The sequence below is a fragment of the Mycobacterium colombiense genome (genome assembly GCF_001672755.1).
In the GTDB taxonomy this organism is placed as follows: Bacteria; Actinomycetota; Actinomycetes; order Mycobacteriales; family Mycobacteriaceae; genus Mycobacterium; species Mycobacterium colombiense_C.
Window position 1 is genome coordinate 1 of record NZ_LZKI01000147.1, and the last position, 622, is coordinate 622.

Genomic DNA, 622 nt, shown 5'->3' on the forward strand with positions numbered 1-622 from the left:
CAGATCGCCAAGATCGATCTGGCGCTGGGAAAGCTGAAGCTCGAGCCCGGGATGACGCTGCTGGACATCGGTTGCGGCTGGGGAGCCACCCTGAAGCGCGCCATCGAGAAATACGACGTCAACGTCATCGGAATTACCCTGAGCCGCAACCAGTTCGAGTACAGCAAGAAGAAGCTCGCCGGATTGCCGACGGACCGCAACATCGAGGTGCGCCTGCAGGGCTGGGAAGAGTTCGAAGACAAGGTCGACCGGATCGTCTCCATCGGCGCCTTCGAGGCATTCAAGATGGAGCGCTATTCCGCATTTTTCGAACGCGCCTACGAGATTCTTCCCGATGACGGCCGGATGCTTTTGCACACGATTTTGGCGTATTCGCAGAAGCAGCAGCATGAGCGTGGCGTTACGATCACGATGAGCGATTTGCGATTCATGCGATTCATCGGTCAGGAAATCTTCCCGGGCGGCCAGCTACCGGCGCAGGAAGACATCTTCAAGTTCGGTGAGGCGGCCGGCTTCTCGATCGAGCGGGTGCAACTGCTGCAGAAGCACTACGAGCGGACCCTGAACATTTGGGCGGCCAACCTGGAAGCCAACAAGGAGCAGGCGATCGCGATTCAGTCCC

1 protein-coding gene is annotated in these 622 nt (G+C 58.7%); it reads left to right on the forward strand.

Annotation, left to right across the window (positions count from 1 at the left end; translation table 11 throughout):
- Positions 1–622 (forward strand): class I SAM-dependent methyltransferase (locus tag A5708_RS20235; RefSeq protein ID WP_065030330.1); only part of this gene is annotated, 622 nt, incomplete at both ends.